This is a genomic window from Nesterenkonia flava, assembly GCF_031432335.1.
GTDB classification, from domain to species: domain Bacteria; phylum Actinomycetota; class Actinomycetes; order Actinomycetales; family Micrococcaceae; genus Nesterenkonia; species Nesterenkonia flava.
Genome location: NZ_JAVKGT010000012.1, coordinates 26,663 through 46,040, shown reverse-complemented (window position 1 = coordinate 46,040; position 19,378 = coordinate 26,663). Strand labels below are relative to the sequence as shown.

18 protein-coding genes are annotated in these 19,378 nt (G+C 66.8%); 4 read left to right on the top strand and 14 right to left on the bottom strand.

Annotation, left to right across the window (positions count from 1 at the left end; all coding sequences use genetic code 11):
* Positions 1 to 42: 42 nt before the first annotated feature.
* The 12 genes from RH857_RS06120 to ffh form a co-directional block, all read right to left on the bottom strand.
* Entirely contained in the window at positions 43 to 1,350 is a 1,308-nt protein-coding gene (locus tag RH857_RS06120; RefSeq protein ID WP_310537090.1) for a DNA-processing protein DprA, read from the bottom strand.
* On the bottom strand, positions 1,347 to 2,900 hold the full coding sequence (locus tag RH857_RS06115; RefSeq protein WP_310537089.1) for a YifB family Mg chelatase-like AAA ATPase: 1,554 nt from the start codon (positions 2,898 to 2,900) through the stop codon (positions 1,347 to 1,349). The genes RH857_RS06120 and RH857_RS06115 overlap by 4 nt, the downstream gene beginning before the upstream one ends.
* Positions 2,901 to 2,902: 2 nt before the next feature.
* Positions 2,903 to 3,322, bottom strand: a complete 420-nt coding sequence (locus RH857_RS06110) for a YraN family protein (RefSeq protein WP_310537088.1) — start codon at positions 3,320 to 3,322, stop codon at positions 2,903 to 2,905.
* Between the two features lie 160 nt (positions 3,323 to 3,482).
* On the bottom strand, positions 3,483 to 4,169 hold the full coding sequence (rnhB, locus tag RH857_RS06105) for a ribonuclease HII (RefSeq protein ID WP_310537087.1): 687 nt from the start codon (positions 4,167 to 4,169) through the stop codon (positions 3,483 to 3,485).
* A 4-nt stretch (positions 4,170 to 4,173) separates the two neighbouring features.
* On the bottom strand, positions 4,174 to 4,947 hold the full coding sequence (gene lepB / locus RH857_RS06100) for a signal peptidase I (protein ID WP_310537086.1): 774 nt from the start codon (positions 4,945 to 4,947) through the stop codon (positions 4,174 to 4,176).
* 8 nt (positions 4,948 to 4,955) lie between these two features.
* Complete coding sequence (gene lepB, locus RH857_RS06095; protein WP_310537085.1) at positions 4,956 to 5,573, bottom strand: signal peptidase I; 618 nt, start codon at positions 5,571 to 5,573, stop codon at positions 4,956 to 4,958.
* Positions 5,574 to 5,802: 229 nt separating this feature from the next.
* Entirely contained in the window at positions 5,803 to 6,195 is a 393-nt protein-coding gene (gene rplS / locus RH857_RS06090; RefSeq protein ID WP_310537084.1) for a 50S ribosomal protein L19, read from the bottom strand.
* 200 nt (positions 6,196 to 6,395) lie between these two features.
* Positions 6,396 to 7,118 (bottom strand): tRNA (guanosine(37)-N1)-methyltransferase TrmD, encoded by a 723-nt coding sequence (trmD, locus tag RH857_RS06085; RefSeq protein ID WP_310537083.1) that lies wholly within the window; start codon positions 7,116 to 7,118, stop codon positions 6,396 to 6,398.
* Positions 7,118 to 7,687, bottom strand: coding sequence for a ribosome maturation factor RimM (rimM, locus tag RH857_RS06080; protein WP_310537082.1), 570 nt, complete (start codon positions 7,685 to 7,687; stop codon positions 7,118 to 7,120). Before rimM ends, trmD begins: the two co-directional genes overlap by 1 nt.
* Positions 7,688 to 7,699: 12 nt before the next feature.
* A complete protein-coding gene (locus RH857_RS06075) occupies positions 7,700 to 7,942 on the bottom strand; it encodes an RNA-binding protein (RefSeq protein ID WP_310537121.1) in 243 nt (80 codons plus the stop codon).
* 18 nt (positions 7,943 to 7,960) lie between these two features.
* Complete coding sequence (gene rpsP, locus RH857_RS06070) at positions 7,961 to 8,380, bottom strand: 30S ribosomal protein S16 (protein ID WP_310537081.1); 420 nt, start codon at positions 8,378 to 8,380, stop codon at positions 7,961 to 7,963.
* A gap of 156 nt (positions 8,381 to 8,536) precedes the next feature.
* On the bottom strand, positions 8,537 to 10,132 hold the full coding sequence (gene ffh, locus RH857_RS06065) for a signal recognition particle protein (protein ID WP_310537080.1): 1,596 nt from the start codon (positions 10,130 to 10,132) through the stop codon (positions 8,537 to 8,539).
* 115 nt (positions 10,133 to 10,247) lie between these two features.
* Between ffh and RH857_RS06060 the strand changes: the two genes are divergently transcribed.
* From RH857_RS06060 to RH857_RS06045, 4 genes are all read left to right on the top strand, one after another.
* Positions 10,248 to 10,781 (top strand): hypothetical protein, encoded by a 534-nt coding sequence (locus RH857_RS06060; RefSeq protein WP_310537079.1) that lies wholly within the window; start codon positions 10,248 to 10,250, stop codon positions 10,779 to 10,781.
* A gap of 101 nt (positions 10,782 to 10,882) precedes the next feature.
* Positions 10,883 to 11,479, top strand: a complete 597-nt coding sequence (locus RH857_RS06055) for a hypothetical protein (protein ID WP_310537078.1) — start codon at positions 10,883 to 10,885, stop codon at positions 11,477 to 11,479.
* A gap of 81 nt (positions 11,480 to 11,560) precedes the next feature.
* A complete protein-coding gene (gene ftsY / locus RH857_RS06050; RefSeq protein WP_310537077.1) occupies positions 11,561 to 12,748 on the top strand; it encodes a signal recognition particle-docking protein FtsY in 1,188 nt (395 codons plus the stop codon).
* A 130-nt stretch (positions 12,749 to 12,878) separates the two neighbouring features.
* Positions 12,879 to 14,129, top strand: a complete 1,251-nt coding sequence (locus RH857_RS06045) for an ammonium transporter (RefSeq protein WP_310537076.1) — start codon at positions 12,879 to 12,881, stop codon at positions 14,127 to 14,129.
* Between the two features lie 39 nt (positions 14,130 to 14,168).
* Here RH857_RS06045 and RH857_RS06040 read toward each other — a convergent pair whose 3' ends face one another.
* Together RH857_RS06040 and smc are read right to left on the bottom strand one after the other, a co-directional pair.
* Positions 14,169 to 15,479 carry an MFS transporter gene (locus tag RH857_RS06040; protein WP_344040384.1) on the bottom strand — a complete coding sequence of 437 codons (1,311 nt, stop codon included), beginning with the start codon at positions 15,477 to 15,479 and terminating at the stop codon, positions 14,169 to 14,171.
* An 86-nt stretch (positions 15,480 to 15,565) separates the two neighbouring features.
* Positions 15,566 to 19,180, bottom strand: a complete 3,615-nt coding sequence (gene smc / locus RH857_RS06035) for a chromosome segregation protein SMC (protein ID WP_310537074.1) — start codon at positions 19,178 to 19,180, stop codon at positions 15,566 to 15,568.
* Between the last annotated feature and the right edge of the window lie 198 nt (positions 19,181 to 19,378).

The following is a 19,378-nucleotide window of genomic DNA, read 5'->3' as shown; positions in this document are numbered from 1 at the left end:
TCTCTCCTCTGCCGATTTCTCATCCTGATGAGCGCCTTCATTCTATCTGGCTCTCCCCCAGTGTCCGTTCCTGCGGATAACCAGACCCAGAGTCTGCATCCGGTTCAGACCGCCGAGCACCTGGGGCACGGCCAGTCCTGCAACTTCGCTGAGTTTTCCGACGGAGGTGAACCGGCGCGCCGGCAGGGCATCCCAGACCCGTTGGTCCACTTCGCCCAGCGCGTCCAGCTGCTCCCGCTGCGTGGTGCATACGGCTTCGGCTGTGTTCTGGGGTTCGTCCGCGGACCCGGTGCTGAGGGCGCCCCCGTCGGGCAGCAGCAAGTGGAGTATGTCTGCGGCGTCGGTGATCACCTGTGCTGGTGAGTCCCTGAGCAGCCGGTGACAGCCCTCGGAACTGGCAGAGAAGACGCTGCCGGGGACCACACCCACGGGGCGACCGAGGCCCAGCGCATGGTGCGCGGTGGACAGTGCTCCGCTGCGGCGGCGTGCCTCCACGACCACCGTTGCTGCTGCCAGGGCAGCGATCATGCGGTTGCGGTGCAGGAAGCGGTGCTTAGTGGGCGAGGAACCCGGTGCCATCTCCGAGAGCAGCAGCCCCGTGTTGCCGATACCGCGAAGCAGCGGCTCATTGCCCGCCGGGTACCACCGGTCCAGACCGCCTGCCAGGACCGCGATGGTCGGTGCCCGCTCGGAGGGCGCCTGAGCTTTGAGTGCCCCACGATGAGCCGCGGCGTCTACACCGTAGGCCCCGCCCGAGAGGATGCACACGTCCCGACCTGCCAGTTCGCTGCTGAGCTGCACGGCCACCCGCCCGCCGTAGTCGGTCATCTCCCGTGACCCGACGATCCCGATGGCACGGTGGTGCGGCGGCATTCTGCGGAGGAATCGCTCATAGGGATCCCCCTCTGCTCCGGAGGTCCCTTCTCGCGGCCCTGCACGGAACCACAGGGCCGTGGGGGCCATCGGACCGAGGTCGTTGAGCGCGGCGGGCCACGCCGAGTCCTCGGGGATGATAAGGCCACCTCCGAGTTGCTGCATGGATCTCAGGTCCCGTGGGCCCTGGACCTGTCGCAGTCGAGCGCGCCACCGGGGAAGGGCATCAGTGAGCCGTCGTTGACGTGCACTGAGTCCAGCGGTCTCTGCCGTCTCACCGACGCGCTGCTGCAGGGCGTCTCCTGGGCCCCCGCTCGCACAGATGCGTCCGTAGGCCTCCAGCGGCCCCAACTCCGCAATGAGCACCTGGGCAAGCAGGTCCCCGGGTTCGATCACCCGGCTGAGGGCTGCACGTGTCTGGCGGATCTCTGGGGCGGCCCATTCTGTGCTGGCCGCCGGAAGGGGCGAGGCCGTCATGAGCGCCCCGTCTGCAGTCTCAGCTGCATGGCAGCGTCGATGTCATCGGCCCCAGGCTGTGCGCTGCCGGCCAGGTCGGAGAGCGTCCAGGCGAGACGCAGCACCCGCACGTAGCCGCGCAGGGACAACAGTGCATGATCCAACGCGCTGTCGAGCTGGGCGGTAGTTCCCGGTGAGATCTTCAAGGCGCCGAAGAAGAGACTGACCGGAACTTGGCTGTTGCGCTGCAGACCATAGCGTGAGAGCCGTTCCCGCTGTGCCTCCCGGGCTCGGACGACCCGCTCCAGCACCGTCGCCGAGGACTCAGCCGATTCCGACAGAGCCAGCGCCGCCGAGCTTGGCCTCTCGACGTGCACCTGCAGATCAATACGATCCATGAGGGGGCCCGAGATGCGGGTGAGGTAGCTGCGGCGCTGCGCGACGGTGCACGTGCAGCCGGTGCCCCGGCCTACGTTCAGGCCGCAGGGACATGGATTCGCTGCCATGACCAGCTGGAACTGCGCCGGATAGGTCACGACTCCGGCCGCTCGGTGCAGGCTGATGCGCCCGGTCTCCATGGGCTGCCGCAAGGAGTCCAGGACCTGCCGGTGAAACTCCGGCGCCTCGTCCAGAAAAAGCACCCCGTGGTGCGCACGCGTGGCCGCCCCCGGTGAAGGGACGCGGGCGCCCCCGCCGACGATGGCTGCGGCCGAGGCACTGTGATGCGGGGCCTCGAAGGGCGGTCTGCGACGCAAGGTTCGTACGCTGCGGGCGCCGGCTGAGATCGACTCGATCGCCGTCACCTCCATAGCCTGATCAGTCTGCAGGGGCGGCAGGATCGATGGCAGCCGTTCGGCGAGCATCGTCTTGCCCGCACCGGGGGCACCCATCAGTAAAAGATGATGAGCACCAGCAGCGGCCATCTCCAGGGCGAAGCGCGCCTCGTGCTGCCCGCGTACCTCCTGCAGATCCGGACCTACTCCGACGCCCTCGGGGGTGCCGTCCTGAGGCACTCCGCCCTCATACCGCTCTACCTGATGAGCCGCAGCCTCCGGAATGTCGTGAGCACCGGGGGCGCGAAACAGTGCCGCGAGTTCGATGACATGGTCGGCGGCCAAGACCTGGAGGTCGGGAACCAGGGCGGCTTCTGTCGCATTCTCCTTGGCCACCACCACCGTGGAGACACCGTCTGCGGCCGCGGAAGCCACCGCGGGCAGCACACCACGCACAGGACGCAGTCTCCCGTCGAGGCCGAGCTCGGCGAGGAAAACGATTCCGTCGGTCCCGGTCACACGTCCATCGGCAGCCCACGCGCTCATCAGAATGGCCAGGTCAAGCCCCGAACCTGACTTGCGCAGCGACGCTGGAAACAGGTTGACAGTCAGCCGCCGCGCCGGCAGATCCAGGCCCGCGTTCTTCGCCGCCGAACGGATACGGTCCTGGCTCTCCCGCAGCGCTGCGTCCGGAAGTCCCAGGAGAATAAAGGACGGCAGGGACTGGCCGACGTCGGCCTCCACCTCGATGACGTGGCCCTGCATACCGATCAGCACGACCCCTCGGGTCCGTCCCATGCTCACAGCGCGACGTCCCTCAGATGCTCGATCACCGGATGATTCATCGGTGTCGCCGAGTTCATCCGGATCCCTGGTGCTGTCTGCGATGACCGCGCACCCCGGACTGGCGGCAGCAGCACTGCGACGGCGTCGATGCGCCGAGGCACCGCCCGCAGACCGTGTTCAGCGGCGTACTCTGCGATCAACCGATGCAGACGCCGCAGCTTCGCCGGGGTGACCGCCTCCAGGGGATGCCCGTATCCCACCCCGCGACGGGTTTTCACTTCGACGCCGACGAGCACGCCGCCGTCGCGCATCACCAGGTCCAGCTCCCCGGTGCGAGTGCGCCAGCGACGGTCGAGCATCTGGAATCCCAAGCCCACCAAGTGCTTAGCCGCATGCTCCTCGCCGAGCACCCCGGTGTGATCCTTCGTCCGCATGAGCGACTCCCTTCCGTCTCGTCAAGGATCGGTGGGAAACGCGGTGAAGAAGAGGTGATCCGGAACAGCTGCGCAGTGGTGGGCGTGTCTCAGACTCGGCGTCGCAGGTGGGGAAAAGTAACCAGCCGCGGAACACCCAGCGGCGGCACACTGTCCCCGGTCAGAGTCCCGGCAGAGCCTGCACTCCGAGGTTCCAGCTGCGGCGGTGATAGGGGCTCGCGCCCAGCTGAGAGATGGCTTCCCGGTGAGCGCTGGAGCCGTATCCCTTGTTGGAAGCCCAGCCGTAGCCGGGGCTGCGCGCGTCCAGGGTCGCCATGAGCTCATCGCGCTCGACTTTGGCGAGCACGCTGGCGCAGGCCACGGAGAGACAGCTCAGATCGGCCTTCACCATCGTCCGGACCCGGGGCGAGGCGCCTCCGGTGAGCCAGTCGTGGGAGCCATCGAGGATCACCATGTCCACAGGACGGCCCAGCTGTGCCTCCACGGCGTTGAGACCGGCGTTCCCAGCCGCGCGCATGGCGGCGCTGAGGCCGTGCGCGTCGATGTCGGCGGGCGAACGGTGCTGGACGCTGTAGGCCGTGGCGTGCTCACAGATCTTCGGGTGCCAACTGCTGCGCGCGTCGGCTTTGAGCAGTTTGGAGTCACGCACCCCGTCCAGGGGTGGGCAGACCCCGGTGCTGGGGTCTACGGAGGAGAAGATCTCGGCGTGGAGATCCACCACGACCACACCGATCGTGACGGGACCTGCAAGTGCGCCGCGGCCTACCTCGTCCACGCCGGCAACAAATCGCGCTCCGGTTTCTGCCGCGAGGGCGAGTTCCGGGAGCAGTGTGGCATTCTTCGGCATGGACCTACTGGGTACTCGACTGCGCATCGGGGACATGGTCAAAGGGCTCGCGCTCACTGCCGCCGCCGCCGATCCGCCCCAGAGGCCAGATCACTGCAGAGGTGCGCCCAATAATGTCCTCCTCGGGCACGGCCCCGCCGTCCTCCTCGTGCACATGGGCTCGAGAATCGGCGGAGGCGGAGCGATGGTCGCCCAGGAGCCAGACAGAGTCTTCGGGCACGGTCACGCTGAACTCCGTGGCGCTGGGCTGGTCGCCCGGATAGAGATAGGGCTCGTCGATGGGCTCACCGTTGATGAGGATGCGGCCCTGATCATCACAGCACTCCACCGTGTCGCCGGCGGTGCCGATCACGCGTTTGACCACGTAGTGGGAGGAGGTGTCCGGCATCAGCCCGATGAAGACCAGAGCGTCCTGCACCGCATTGGTCTCAGCCTCCGAGCCCTCTCCCCACCAGGCTCGGGTGTCTTCGAAGACCACCACATCGCCGCGTTCAATGTCCATGACGCCGGGCGCCAGGAGATTGACCACGATGCGGTCATCGACCTCCAGTGTGGGCTGCATGGATTCGGAGGGGATGTAGAAAGCCCGGGCAAAGAACGTCTTGATGATGAAGGAGATCAGGATCGCCAGGGCGATGATCGTGGCCATCTCGAGGAAGAACGCCAGCACGGGACTGCGGTCCTTGAGCCGACGCTTGCGCTGCTGCCGACGCTCCCGCCGTGTGCCCGATTCGTGAGGAGTGCTTCCGGAGGCCGCGGGTTCCGCTGCTTCACTCATCGCTGACCTCAACCTTCATCCAGACTTCGCCGCTCGTTCACGGGCCACACCACAGATGTGGCGCGCCCGATGATGCGGTCCTCGCTGATCATACCCCCGCCCGGGGCTCCCAGCAGGGCACGGGAGTCTACCGACTCCTCCCGGTTGTCTCCCATGACCCACACACGCCCCTTGGGAACCTCCACGTCGAACGGCAGGTCAGAGGCGGGCGCCTCCGACGACGCCGGCTCCGCGAGATACGTCTCCTCCAGCGGTTCACCATTGATGAGCAGCCGGCCCTGATCGTCGCAGCAGGCCACCCTGTCGCCGCCGACTCCGATGACCCGTTTGACGTAGACGCCCGAGGGGGAAGTCGCTCCCACCCAGTGCCCCACACGCTCGGCGGCGCGAGTCAGCCATTGGTCGCTGCCGCGGTAGGCGGTGAACGAACCCTCGCCGTCAAAAACGATGATGTCCCCGCGCTGATATCCCTCATCAGGCCTCTGCTTCTGCACCGCAATACGCTCAGAGTCGATCAGGGTGGGCTCCATCGACACCTGGTTCACGCGGTAGATGTCCACCACGAAGAGGCGCAGCGCGGTGCTCAGCAGCGCCGCGAGCACCACGACGCCGACCACCAGGAGCACGCGCTGTCTCCAGCGGCGAGCCGAGCGCCGTTCCCCCGGCCCCGGAACAGACTTCAGGCGTGAAGGCCGGCCTCGCCGGCCGAGAGGGAGCCGGGGTCCCCCCGGCCCCGGAGCTGACGCAGAAAAACCCTGAGACTCCGAGGCTTGCTCGGGAGTCTCAGGGTTCTCTGTCACGTGCATGGCGCGCTCTCACCGGAAGAATCCGGTGACGAGCATCAGACCGGAAGGATCAGGCCTCGACTGCCTCAACGTTCTGGCCCTTGGCGCGAGCCACTGCAGACTCACGCTTCTCGCGAATACGTGCAGCCTTGCCGTGGCGCTCACGCATGTAGTACAGCTTGGCGCGGCGGACGTCACCGCGGGCGACGACCTCGATCTTCTCGATCACCGGGGAGTGGACCGGGAAGGTGCGCTCCACACCGACGCCGAAGGACACCTTGCGCACGGTGAAGGTCTCGCCGACGCCCTTGCCCTGGCGGCCGAGCACGTAGCCCTTGAACACCTGGACACGGGTGGTCTTACCCTCAACGATGTTGACGTGCACGTTGACGGTGTCGCCGGGGCCGAACTCCGGAACGTCATCGCGCAGGCTTGCTGCATCAACGAAATCGAGCTTCTGCATCGTTTCTCCTACTGAAGGCTCCTGCCACAGGTCAGTTGCCTCAAGGTCATGGACCTTAGGATGTGAGCGCAGCCGCGCTCGCATCTCGAGTCATGAAGGCTTTGTTTTCCGGCGCGGACCCGATGTCCGACGCCGGGGCCTGTCTGTTGACGCTCATCCCCCATGGCAGATGGCACGCCCAGCAGGCACAGCGCATAAGTCTACTGGTCGGCGGAGTGGTTTTCCAGCCACGCGTCCCAGAGGTCAGGACGGACCTGGCGCGTGCGCTGCCGCTGCTGCTCCTGCCGCCATGCCGCGATCTTGGCGTGGTCCCCGGAAAGCAGCACTTCGGGCACGCTGCGGCCGCGCCATTGGGCAGGCTTGGTGTAGACCGGGTATTCCAGCAGACCGTCGCTGTGGGACTCCTCCGCCAGAGACTCTTCGTTGCCGATGACGCCAGGAATGAGACGGGTGATGGCCTCGACCATGACGACGACGGCGACCTCTCCCCCGTTGAGCACATAGTCGCCGATGCTTAGTCGCCGCACCTCGAAGCGCTCGGCAGCCCAGTCGGTGACGCGCTCATCGATGCCTTCGAATCGTCCGGGCGCGAAGACCAGGTGCTGGTGTTCGGCCAGCTCCTGAGCCGCAGCCTGAGTGAAGACCTCACCGGAGGGGGTCGGGATGATGAGCGTGGGCCGTGCCGCCGAGCCCTCTGAGGCCAGCACGTCCTCCAGGGCCAGGGCCCAGGGCTCGGGCTTCATCACCATGCCCGCCCCACCGCCGGTGGGCGTGTCATCTACCGTGCGGTGCCGGTCGAAGGCATAGTCGCGCAGCTGGACGCGGTTGATCTGCAAGAGGCCGTCCCGCTGGGCCTTGCCGATGAGGGACAGATCGAGGACCTCGAAGAACTCCGGGAAGATCGAGAGGGCATCGATGCGCATCAGTCGAAGAGTCCTTCTGGCGGGGTCAGGGTGATCCGCCGGGCCTCCAGGTCGACCTCGGGCACGATCTCTTCAACGAAGGGCACCATGACTTCTTTCCCTTCGGGGGTCTTGACCACCAAGAGGTCCTGGGCAGGACCGGTCAGCAGCTCGAGAACCGTGCCGAAGGAGTGTCCACCCTCACCGATGCAGGGCAGGCCTTCCAGCTCATGGCTGTACCAGCCCTCTTCGTCGTCGGGCTCGGCGGTGACTTCTCCGTAGAGCGTCGAGCCGCGCAGGGCCTCTGCCGCATTCCGGTCGGGAACCTCCTGGAATCCGAGGAGGCAGATCTGCTTGTTCCAGCGCTGCGAGGAAACGGTGAGCGTCGTCGTCGCGGTGTTCTGGGTGTCTTTGCCGGCCTCGCGGATCAGGACCGTGCCGGGAGCCAGCCGATCGGCGGGCTCGTCAGTGTAGAGCTGAACGGTGACCTCGCCCTTGATGCCGTGGGGCTTGCCGATGCGAGCGACCCGCAGGCGCTCACCCCCTTCGGGGTGTGCCTGCGGGTCGCTGTCGTATTCAGTGTGTGCCATGGAAGGCGGTAATCAGCGGCGACGGTCAGTGTCGACGACGTCGACGCGAACGTTGTCACCACCGGGCAGTGCTGAGACCACGGTGCGGAGGGCCTTGGCGGTGCGTCCGGCGCGGCCGATGACGCGTCCGAGGTCCTCTGGGCTGACTCGCACCTGGACGGTGTCGTAGCGGCGGCCGTTCTTGCGGCGCACGTCGACCTCGTCCGGGGAGTCCACGATGCCGCGGACCAGGTGCTCCACGGCGTCGGTGATCACAGCATCAGTACCCATGAATTACTCAGCCTTCTCCTCAGCAGCCTCTTCAGCCGCGGGCTCCTCAGCGGGAGCCTCTTCAGCCTTGGGGGCCTCTGCCTTCTCGACGATGACCGAGCCCTTGTTGGGGGCCACGAACTCCTCCTTGGGAGCCTTGGTCTTCAGGGTGCCCTCGGCGCCGTCGATCCCCTTGAACTTCTGCCAGTCGCCGGTGATCTTCAGCAGCTGAAGGACCTGCTCGGAGGGCTGGGCGCCCACGGAGAGCCAGTACTGAGCACGCTCGGAGTCAATCTCGATGAACGAGGGCTCCTCGGTGGGGTGGTACTTGCCGATCTCCTCGATCGCCTTGCCGTCACGCTTGGTGCGGGAATCGGCGACGACGACGCGGTAGTGCGGGCTGCGGATCTTGCCGAACCGCTTGAGACGAATCTTGACTGCCACTGGTGTGGTTACTCCTGTATCTGAGTCTGTGCGCGGTCAGAGCACCGAAAGCAGGTGGGGATCATGCTGATATCGGTGCGCCGCTGTGAACTATTGTCCGGCCCGCGAGAATAGAGGGTGCCCGCGGGCAGAGCAAAGTACCCGGCAATTATGCCATTACTTCAGGTATTTCTCGAATCCCTTGGGGAGGCTGAGGTCCTCGGGCGCGAAGTCCTCGGTCCCAGCGCCGAAGCTGGAGCCGTCCATGCGCTTGGAGGCTTGCTGCTGACGGCGCAGCTCCGTCTCACGAGCCTGCTGGGCCGCCTTGGCCGGGTTGCCGGACTTACCCTTGGACTTCTTGGGCTTGGCCCCCTTGGCCTTCTTGCGGCCGGCCCCGGCTCCGGGCATCCCCGGCATTCCCCCGCCGGGCATACCCGGCATCCCGGGCATACCGCCGCCTGCCATCTTCTTCATCATCTTCTGGGCCTGGCCGAAGCGCTCCAGGAGCATGTTGACCTCGGAGACGTGAACTCCGGAGCCCTTGGCGATGCGCGCGCGGCGCGAACCGTTGATGATCTTGGGCGCGTTGCGCTCATGAGGGGTCATCGAGTAGATGATCGCCTCGATGCGGCCAATGGAGGCGTCATCGAACTGATCCAGCTGCTGACGCATGCCCTGAGCCCCGGGCATCATGCCCAGCAGCTTCTTCATGGAGCCCATCTTCTTCAGCTGCTGCATCTGAGACAGGAAGTCCTCAAGGGTGAAGTCCTCCTGGTCGGCGAACTTCTTGGCCATCTTCTCGGCCTCGGCCTTGTCCCAGCTGGCCTCAGCCTGCTCGATGAGGCTCAAGACATCGCCCATGTCGAGGATCCGGCGGGCCATCCGATCCGGGTGGAAGACCTCGAAGTCCTTCAGGCCTTCACCGGTGGAGGCGTACATGACGGGCTTGCCGGTCACCTGCGCCACGGACAGAGCCGCACCGCCTCGAGCGTCGCCGTCGAGCTTGGTCAGGACCACGCCGGTGAAGTCCACGCCCTCGTTGAAGGCCTGAGCGGTGTTCACCGCGTCCTGACCGATCATCGCGTCGATGACGAAGAGGGTCTCGTGCGCTCCCACAGCGGCCTTGATGTCGGCTGCCTGCTGCATGAGCTCGGAGTCCACGCCGAGTCGCCCGGCGGTGTCGATGATGACGACGTCGTGAAGCTTCTCCCGCGCGGTGGCTACGCCGTCGCGGGCGACGGCGACAGGGTCCCCGGTGGGAACTTCAGCCTCGGAGGAGACTCCTGGGTGCGGCGCGTAAACGGGAACGTTGGCGCGCTCACCGCCGACCTGAAGCTGACGCACGGCGTTGGGACGCTGCAGGTCACAGGCCACCAGGAGAGGAGCGTGACCTTTGTTCTTCAGGTGGAAGGCCAGCTTGCCCGCCAGGGTGGTCTTGCCGGCGCCCTGGAGGCCGGCGAGCATGATGATGGTGGGCGGCTGCTTGGCGAACTGCAGCTCGCGGGTCTGGCCGCCGAGGATGCCCACAAGCTCCTCGTTGACGATCTTGACGACCTGCTGCCCCGGATTCAGCGCCTCCGAGACCTCCGCGCCCATCGCCCGCTCCTTGATGCGGCCGATGAACTCACGGACCACCGGAACGGCAACATCGGCGTCCAGCAGGGCTCGGCGAATCTCGCGGGCGGTGCCGTCAATATCGGCTTCTGTCAGCTTCCCTTTGCCGCGGAGGTTCTTGAAGGTCGCTGTCAGGCGATCAGAGAGGGAGTTGAACACGGTGTGCGTCGGTTCCTTAGGTTCTTGAAATGAGCTGGCCGGGTGCGCACGGTCTTCAGCTCCTGCTTGAAGCTTGTGGCCGACGCACAGTATCTCAACGCCCTAGAGTAACAATGTGAGCCAAATTCAGGACCTTCCCAGCACCGACGACGCCGGCGTCATCCTGTCAGCTCTGACCGCTCACCTCGAACACCTGCGCGCCGCCGAGGAGGGTCACCGCCGTGCCGCACGCGCCCTCCACGCCCATCCGGAGGTGCTGCGCCGGGCTCAGGACGCCATTGCGCTGACCGCCGCGCACCGCGCACGCGCCGCCGCCTACGGCCAGCGCGGCGCGTTCGTTCAGCAGCTGGCCGAGTTCCCCGCAGCGGGGCTGCGGGCCCTGGCGGGAACGGATGTCAATGCGCTGCAGGTGCCGGCTCACATCGGGGCGGCAGCGGTGCCACAGGAGCTTCGTGAGCGTGCCGCCCGCCGCGCCCGAGCCGCAGCCATGAGCCGAGGCACCCTTCCACGCCCGCCGCACAGGGCACACGGACGTGCTGAGGACCCTTCAGGACGCATGAAAGCACCCGAAGCCAAACCCTCCTGGCGTCGTCGCAGTTTCTTCGACGTCATCTACGGACGGCCCCAGGAGCACGCCCAGGACGCCTGAGGGCCAGTAGTATCGGCACAGGGCATGAGCGCCGAGAGACCTGACCACCACAGAATCACCAATATTCTTCATACCGTTTGCTCGAGGGGACCACAGCGACGATGGCAAATGAGACGACCGAGGCAGCTGACCGCACCGCCGACGAGGACACCGCTGAAGACATCATTGCCGAGGAGATCACCGCCGACGAGGATCTGGGGCAGAACGCCCGAGAGGTGGTCACCGCACTGTTGAGCCACCAGCGGGACTTGGTCCTGGAGCTGCGCGGAGTCTACGAGCGCCTGGAGCAGGTGCGCGAAGTGGACTACGCCCAGCTGCGTGAGACGGTCGAGGCCACCCGTCGCGAGGTCATGGCCTCCGTGCAGACCGCACAGGAAGCGGCCCAGCAGCTGCAGCACGTGGGACACACGGAGACGAAGCTGGCCTCCCACACGGAGCAGATCACGGCGCTGACCGAGCGTATTGCCGCCGCCGAGCGGCGGTTCGAGACTCTGGAGACGGCCTCGGAGGAACGCCTGAGCGCTCAGCTCTCCGCCTTCGACGCGCGCCTGGTTGCAGCGGAGAAGCAGCTGGCCTCTCTCAAGGAGACCGTGTCTGCTCTGGCCGAAGCCCCGCGCGAGGGCGGAGTGGCTACCCAGGTGAGCCGCGTGGCGCGGTCCACCGTAGACCGCGTCTCCCAGCGCTTCCGCGAGCGCTGAGCCGCCGCCCCCTCCGTTCGGGCCGGCGGTGCCTTCCCACATCCGGCCCCTGCGCGGCACCGGTATGGGAGACTTGAGGACGTGGATTCTTCAGTTCTGATCACCTTCATTGTCCTTGCCGTCATTCTGGTGGGCCTAGTGGGCTTCTTCCTGGTCCGCGGCCGCCCTCTCAGCCCGGCGGAGACCAAGAAGCGCTATCCGGAGACCCGGGATGAGCACGATCTCCCGCCCGGCGCCGCGGAGGATTCCGCCGGCGAGGCCAGCGGCGCCACAGCTACCGGGACGCTTGTGGAGCCGGAGGCCCCGGAAGAGACCGCGGCGGAGCCCGCCGTCGAGACCCCGGAGCCCGTGGCCGGACGCCTGGCACGTCTGCGCGCCCGGCTGATCAAGTCCAACAACATCTTCGGCAAGTCCCTGCTTGCCCTGCTGAGTCAGGACTCCATCGACGACGACGTCTGGGACGAGATCGAAGAGACCCTGCTCATGGCAGATCTGGGCACCGATCCGGCCCTGGAGCTGGTGGACGCCCTGAAGCAGCGCGTCAAGGTGGAAGGCACCACCGACCCGCAGCGGGTTCGGGCCATGCTGCACGAAGAGCTCACCAAGCTCGTGGACCCCACGCTGGACCGCAGCCTGAACCTGCAGGCCGAGGGCCGGCCCGCGGTGGTCATGGTGGTCGGCGTCAACGGCGTGGGCAAGACCACCACCGTGGGCAAGCTGGCCCGCGTACTCGTGGCTGAGGATAAGGACGTGGTGCTCGGCGCGGCTGACACCTTCCGCGCAGCCGCCGCGGAGCAGCTGACCACCTGGGGCGCGCGAGTGGGCGTGCCCACGGTCTCCTCCCCTATCGAGGGAGCTGATCCCGCCTCAGTGGCGTTCGAAGCCGTGGAGAAGGCAATCGAGGTGGAGGCCGACGTCGTCATGGTCGACACCGCAGGCCGCCTCCAGAACAAAGCGAACCTGATGGATGAGCTGGGCAAGGTCAAGCGCGTCATCGAGAAGAAGTCCGAGGTGGACGAGGTTCTGCTGGTGCTCGACGCCACGACGGGGCAGAACGGCCTGAACCAGGCCAAGGTCTTCTCCGAGGTCGTCAATGTCACCGGTATCGTCCTGACCAAGCTCGACGGCACCGCTCGCGGCGGCATCGTGGTGGCTATCCAGCGTCAGCTGGGCGTTCCGGTCAAGCTCATCGGCCTGGGCGAGGGTGCTGACGACCTGGCGCCGTTCGAGGCGGAAGCCTTCGTCGACGCTCTCCTGGAGGAGAACTAATCGCATTTCGCCGGAGAGATTTAACTCCGGAGAAACATTTGGGCCCACCATGTGAAACACACGTAGAACACCATGGGAACAGCTCGCACCGGTGAAATACATCGGTACGTGAAGTTTCCTGGAGGGACACATGGATATCCCAGACGTTGTATGGGTCGTCGTCGCAGGCGCTCTCGTGCTGTTCATGACGCCCGGACTCGCTCTGTTCTACGGCGGTCTGTCGCAGACCCGCTCAGCCGTCAACATGATGATGATGAGCTTCGCAGCCATGGGCCTGGTGGCCCTGACCTGGGCGCTGTGGGGCAACGCGATCGCAGGCGCCGACGCCGTGGCCGGCGGACTCTTCGGCAACCCGGGCGCTGACTTCGCGCTCTACGAGTCCTTCGAAGCCGGCGACGACTCGCTGGTCTGGGTGGGCTTCGGCGCCACCTTCGCGATCATCACCACCGCACTGATCTCCGGTGCCATCGCTGACCGCGCCAAGTTCTCCGCATGGATGATCTTCGTGCCGATCTGGCTGACCCTGGTCTACGCACCGCTGGCCTTCTGGGTCTGGGGCGACGGCGGACTGCTGGTTGAAGGCGGACTGATCGGTGACGCCGTGGGCGAGGCAGTCGACTTCGCCGGAGGCCTCGTGGTCCACATGTGCGCCGGTATGGCGGCCCTTGCCCTGGTCCTGGTGATCGGCCCGCGCAGCAACTTTGCCCCCAACAAGCCGCACAACGTGCCGTTCGTGCTGCTGGGTGCCTCCATCCTCTGGTTCGGCTGGTTCGGCTTCAACATCGGCGAGGCCGCTGACGGCGCCGAGGCGTCCCTGAACTGGATCAACACCATGCTGGCACCTGCCGCAGCCCTGGTGGCGTGGCTGCTCACCGAATGGGCCCGCGGCAAGAAGCCCACGCCCGTCGGTGCCGCCTCAGGCATCGTGGCAGGACTGGTGGCCATCACTCCGGCAGTCGCCTTCCTCTCGCCGCTGGGCGCCATCATCCTGGGTCTGGTCTCCGGCGTGATCTGCTGCTTCGCCGTGGACTTCAAGTACGGCAAGTACGACGACACCCTCGACGTCGTCGGTCTCCACTTCGTGGCCGGCCTCTGGGGCACCATCGCGATCGGCCTCTTCGGCCGTGAGGAGCTGATCGGCGACGGCCGCGGCGGTATCCTCCTCGGCGGCGGCTTCGACCTCCTGGTCGCCCAGATCGTGGCCTGCGTGGTCACCCTGGTCTTCACCTTCGTGGTGACCTACATCATCGGCATGGCCATTCACAAGACCATCGGGTTCCGCGTGGACCCGGAGGTCGAGGCCGGCGGTATCGACGCGGTGGCGCACGAGACCGAGGCCTACATCATCGAAGGCACCCCCGCGGAGACCGCGGTGCGGTAAGTCGCCTTCAGAACTCTCACACGACCGAGGGGTCGAGTATCAGCTGCGGCTGGTGTTCGGCCCCTCGGCTGTTTCCTCGGCGGAGACGATCGGCTGCGCCCCGGTAGTGGGCGTGGTCGGCACCGTCGGACTGCCCCGGCCCGGCAGAGTCTCAGGGGCGGCAGCCCAGGCGGCGGCGCCGACCAGGAGCACCAGACCGGTGAGGCCGAAAGCCCACTCATAGCCCAGGAGATCCACCAGCAAGCCCACCAGCAGGGGACCCAGGATGGAGCCGAGGTCCTGCGTCATCTGGAAGGCCGAGACCACCGATCCGCCGTTGCGTCCCTCCCCGACGATGTCAGCGACTGCGGCCTGCTGGGCTGGTACCACCAGTCCAGTGCCGGCGCCGGCGATGAGGCTCAGCAGCAGCAGGACCCAGGGCTCCGGCGCGAGCCCCAAGGTCCCGGTAGCCAGGGCTGCGATGCTGAGGCCCACGATCATGGGAGGACGCCGCCCCCACACGTCAGTCTTCTTGGCCAGGGTGGTGACCACGGCGACGTTGCCGCCGGCGAAGACGGCCAGCGCCAGGCCGGCCAGCTGCGAGGAGTCGATGATCCAGCCGGTGCCCACAAAGGCGCTCGCGGCAAAGAGCGGAACCACGGAGTTGCGCACGCCGAAGCTTGCCCAGCCGTTGGCGAAGCCAGAGGTTAGGGCGGCGCGATAGCTGAGGTTCTGCCAGGCCTCACCCACGGTGGCCTTCTCCCGGGCGTCGCGGGTCTTCCGGTCCTCCAGGCGGGAGGCCCGCAGCATGAAGAAGACGACCCCGGCGGCGAGTATGAGCGCTCCGCCGTAGATGAGGAACGGCACCCTGGGTCCGAAGACCAGCAGCACCGATCCTAGGAGGGGACCCGCGACGTTGCCGATGAGGAAGGCCGAGGCGTAGGCCCCTGCCACCCGGCCGCGGATGTGTGGCGGGGCTTTGCGCGCCAGGAACGTCATCGCGGACACGGTGAAGAACGTGGAACCGATGCCGCCCACGGCACGGAAGAGCAGCAGCAGCTCATAGCTGGGGGCGAAGGCCGTGGCGATCATGGAGGCCGCGACGATAAGCAGTCCGATCGTGTAGACCGGGGTCTCCCCCAGCGCCTGAGTCAGGCGGCCAGAGAGCGGCGCGAAGAGCAGACGGAAGAGCCCGAAGGCTGAGACCACCGCGGAAACGGCCATGGCGGAGACGCCGAAGTCGGAGGCGTACTGCGGAAGGATGGGAGCTACGATCCCGAAGCCAATGGCGATGATAAACGCCGAGAGGATCATCACCTTCAGCTCCGAAGGGATGGGGGTCCGGCGCGCGGGGTCAGCCTGAGTGGTCACATCGGATGCACAACGCCGCCGGGACCGGTTCTGTTCCTCCGGCACTGCTGCTACTCCCCGAGAGCCTCCGTCCGGGCTGCCACAGACTACGGAGCGGTACCTGCGCCGTCGTCGTCCTGGTCGCGGGAGAGACGCTGGGAGATGACTCGGGTCGAACCGTCCTGGCGCATGGAGACTCCATAGAGCGCGTCGGCGATCTCCATGGTGCGCTTCTGGTGGGTGATGACGATCAGCTGGGAGCTTTCCCGCAGCTCCTCAAAGATCACCAGCAGTCGAGAGAGGTTGGTGTCGTCCAGAGCTGCCTCGACTTCGTCCATCACATAGAACGGCGAGGGGCGAGCCTTGAAGATCGCCACCAGCAGTGCCACGGCAGTGAGTGAGCGTTCACCGCCGGAGAGCAAGGAGAGCCGCCGAATGCGTTTGCCCGGGGGCCTGGCATGGACTTCGATGCCTGTGGTGAGCATGTCCTCGGGGTTGGTCAGCTCCAAGCGTCCCTCACCACCTGGGAAGAGCCGCGAGAAGACCCGCTCGAACTGCACCCGGGTCTCTTCCCAGGCCTCAGTGAAGACCTTCTCGACGGTCGCGTCGACCTCGCTGATGATGTCCAGCAGGTCCTGACGTGACCGCTTGAGGTCGCTCAGCTGCTCCTGTAGATACCGGTGGCGCTCCTCCAGCGCCGCATGCTCCTCCAGCGCCAGCGGATTGACCTTGCCGAGTGCTTTGAGATCCTTGCGCGCCTGCGCCAGCCGGGCTTCCTGCTCGCGCCGGACGTAGGGACGCCCGACGACGTCGGCCTCTTGCTGAGCCGACTCCGAGCTGGGCTGCGTGCTCGGGGACGGTTCGGCGTCGGGGTCCGGAACTGGCTGGTCGGGTCCGTAGTGCTCGATCAGGTACTCGGGAGTGAGGCTGAGCTCTTCCTCCGCGCGCTTCTCGGCGGCTTCCAGTGCCAAGCGCAGCTCCGTCTGCCGGACTTCGGCCTGGTGCAGGCGCTGGGTGATCTCCTCCAGCTGCCGGGATTCGCGGGCCCGCGACTCGCTGACTTCCTTGGCTTTCTTCTGCAGGAGCTCATGCTGAGCCTGGGTATTCTCACGGGCCGCCTGGGCACGGGCGAGCACCGTCTCTAGCGCCTCAACGGCCTCCTGGGCCTCCTGCTGAATCTGCTCAGCCTGCTGGGCGCGCTCGTTCCTGGCCGTAGCAGCACGGCGGGCCTGCTCGCGGCGATGTTCCTCTGCCTGGGCGGAGCGGCGTAGCGAGGCGGCCCGCTCCAACAGCTGCTTGTGCTGCTCCTCGGCCGCCCGCAGCGCTAGGCGCGCGTCGACTTCCTCACGCCGTGCCGCCGAGGCCTTCTCGGAGAGCCGGTCGCGCTCCTGCGTGGAGGGCTCTTCGACGAGCTCCTCATTCTGGGCGGCCTCGAGCCGTGCGGTGATCTCCTCGAGCTGTTCGGCGGCGTCACGGGCGGCCTCCTCCGCGTCGAGAATCTCCTTCTCGAATCCCGCGGCCCGTTCCTGCAGGCGCGTCATCTCAGCGCGCAGCCGCTTGAGCTGCTCGGTCGTCGAGGCCAGGGCGGAGTCCTTGGCCTGGACTGCCTCCAATGTCTCGTTGACCTGGATCTCGGCGGCAGCGAGGTTCGTCCGGGCCGCCTCCAGGCGCCGGGCGGACTCCTTTAGCTCCCCCTCGGCAGCAGAGATCCGGTCGGTGAGCTCATCGATCTGCGCCGTCAGCGTCACTTCAGCGTTCTCCACCGCGGTGCCGCCGATCCGCTCCCCCGTGCGCAGGATCACGCCCTGGGAAGTCACTGCGGCACGGACATCAGGATGGTCCAGCAGCTTTTCCGCTGCCGCCTGGTCGGGGACGAGGACGACGCCGGTGAGCGCGGCGCGCACCGGCTGAGCGATCTCTTCATCCACGGTGACCACGTCGGTGGCCCACAGCGCCTGTCCCGGCAGTGGCTCGCTGCTGGTCGCGCCGCCCTGCGCGGAGGTCTCGGGGGTGGGGTAGACCAAGTGGGCGCGGCCGCCATCGTGGTCAGAGAGCCACTGCAGCGCGCGGGCGGCTGCCTGCGCGTCGGTGACCAGCAGTGCCGAGTCCAGCGAGCCCAGGCAGGCCGCCACGGCCCGGGACCATTCACGCTGGACCTTCAGCCGTTGCGCGTAGGGCCCGGTGATCCAGTCGGCGTCGTGCTGGTTGAGGGCTGCGGCGCCGTCGCGAGGGCTGCGAGCAGATTCCAGGCCTGAGAGCCTCGCGCGGTACTCGGAGACGGTGATCTCCAGGCTGCGATGCTGGGCCGAGGCATCCTCGTACTCCTGCCGCAGAGCGTCGTGGTGCTCCTGGGCCTTCTGATAGGCCTCGTCCACGCCGCTCTGTCCCGTCTCGAGTTCGGCGATGCGCTGTTCGAGATCGGAGACTTCGCCCCGGTGGTTCTCCAGCGCCCGCTGCTCGGCGGCGTGCTGATCTGCGGCACGACGACGTCGACCTTCGGCAGCTTCCTGACGTCCCCGGGCGGTCTCGACGCGGCCCTGCAGGGTGGCCAGTCCCGCACGGCGGTCGGCCACGGCACGCAGCTGCTCGGTGATGCGGTTCTCCTCCGCTTTGAGCTGCTCCTCGGCCTCGGCCCGGTCAGCACCGATGGCTTCCAGATCCGCACGAGCCTGGTCCACGGTCTCCTGCTGCCGGGACGCCTCCTCGCTGACCTGCTCCGCCTGTGCTCGCAGCTGCTCGGGATCCCGGCCTGAGCTGGTGTCCACGTGGGCAGAAGCGTAGAGGCTCCGAGCGCGTTCACCGGCCAGAGATGCCACGGATCGCAGCTTCTCCTGCAGCTGCGCCAGCCGGTGCTGACCGGAGGCGTACTTCTCGGAGGTGCTGCGCAGGGAGTCGGCCTCCGCGGTGAGTCTGCTGATCTCTTCGTCCTGAGCCGCCAGGGTCTGCTTCAGGGCGGCGGCTGCTTCGACGTCCTGAAGCTCGCCTGCGCTGGAAGCCTGCAGGGCGCTGGCTGCCTGGACCAGGTCGTCGGCGATGAGGCGTGAGAGTGAGTCCCGCAGGTCATGCTGGATCCGCTGGGCCCGGCGAGCCACCATGGCCTGCCGCCCCAAGGGCGCCAGCTGCCGAGAGATCTCGGAGATGAGGTCTTCCAGCCGCTCGAGGTTCCCGCGCATCGACTCCAGCTTGCGCACCGAACGTTCTCGGCGTCGTCGGTGCTTGAGGACGCCTGCGGCCTCTTCGATGAAGCCTCGGCGCTGCTCGGGGGTGGCGTGCAGAATGGTGTCCAGCTGCCCCTGTCCCACAATGACGTGCATCTCCCGGCCCAGTCCGGAGTCGGAGAGAAGCTCCTGGATGTCCAAGAGGCGGCACTTACTGCCGTTGATGGTGTACTCGGATCCTCCCGAGCGGAACATGGTGCGGGAAATGGTGACTTCGGAGTAGTCGATGGGCAGCGCGCCGTCAGAGTTGTCGATGGTCAGGGAGACCGAGGCCCGGCCCAGAGGCTGACGTTCTGCGGTGCCGGCGAAGATGACATCTTCCATGGAACCGCCGCGCAGAGACTTCGCCCCCTGCTCCCCCATGACCCAGGCCAGGGCGTCCACCACGTTGGACTTTCCAGAGCCGTTGGGTCCGACCACGGCGGTGACTCCGGGCTCGAACTCAAAGGTGGTGGCGGAGGCGAAGGATTTGAAGCCGCGAATGGTGAGGGTCTTCAAGTGCACGGCTACTGGTCCCTCCCTCAGCTGCTCAGCGGACAATCCTCACCATTGTGCCGTATGCACCCCGGGCGGGCGCAGTGATGTGTCAAGATAGTCCCCGTGACTGCCCCATTCCAGACCACCGCCGGCACCGAAGTACTCCGCCAGGCACAAGCAGCAGGTCATCGGGGCCGCGCGGACAGCGGTCGAGCAGCTCAGAAG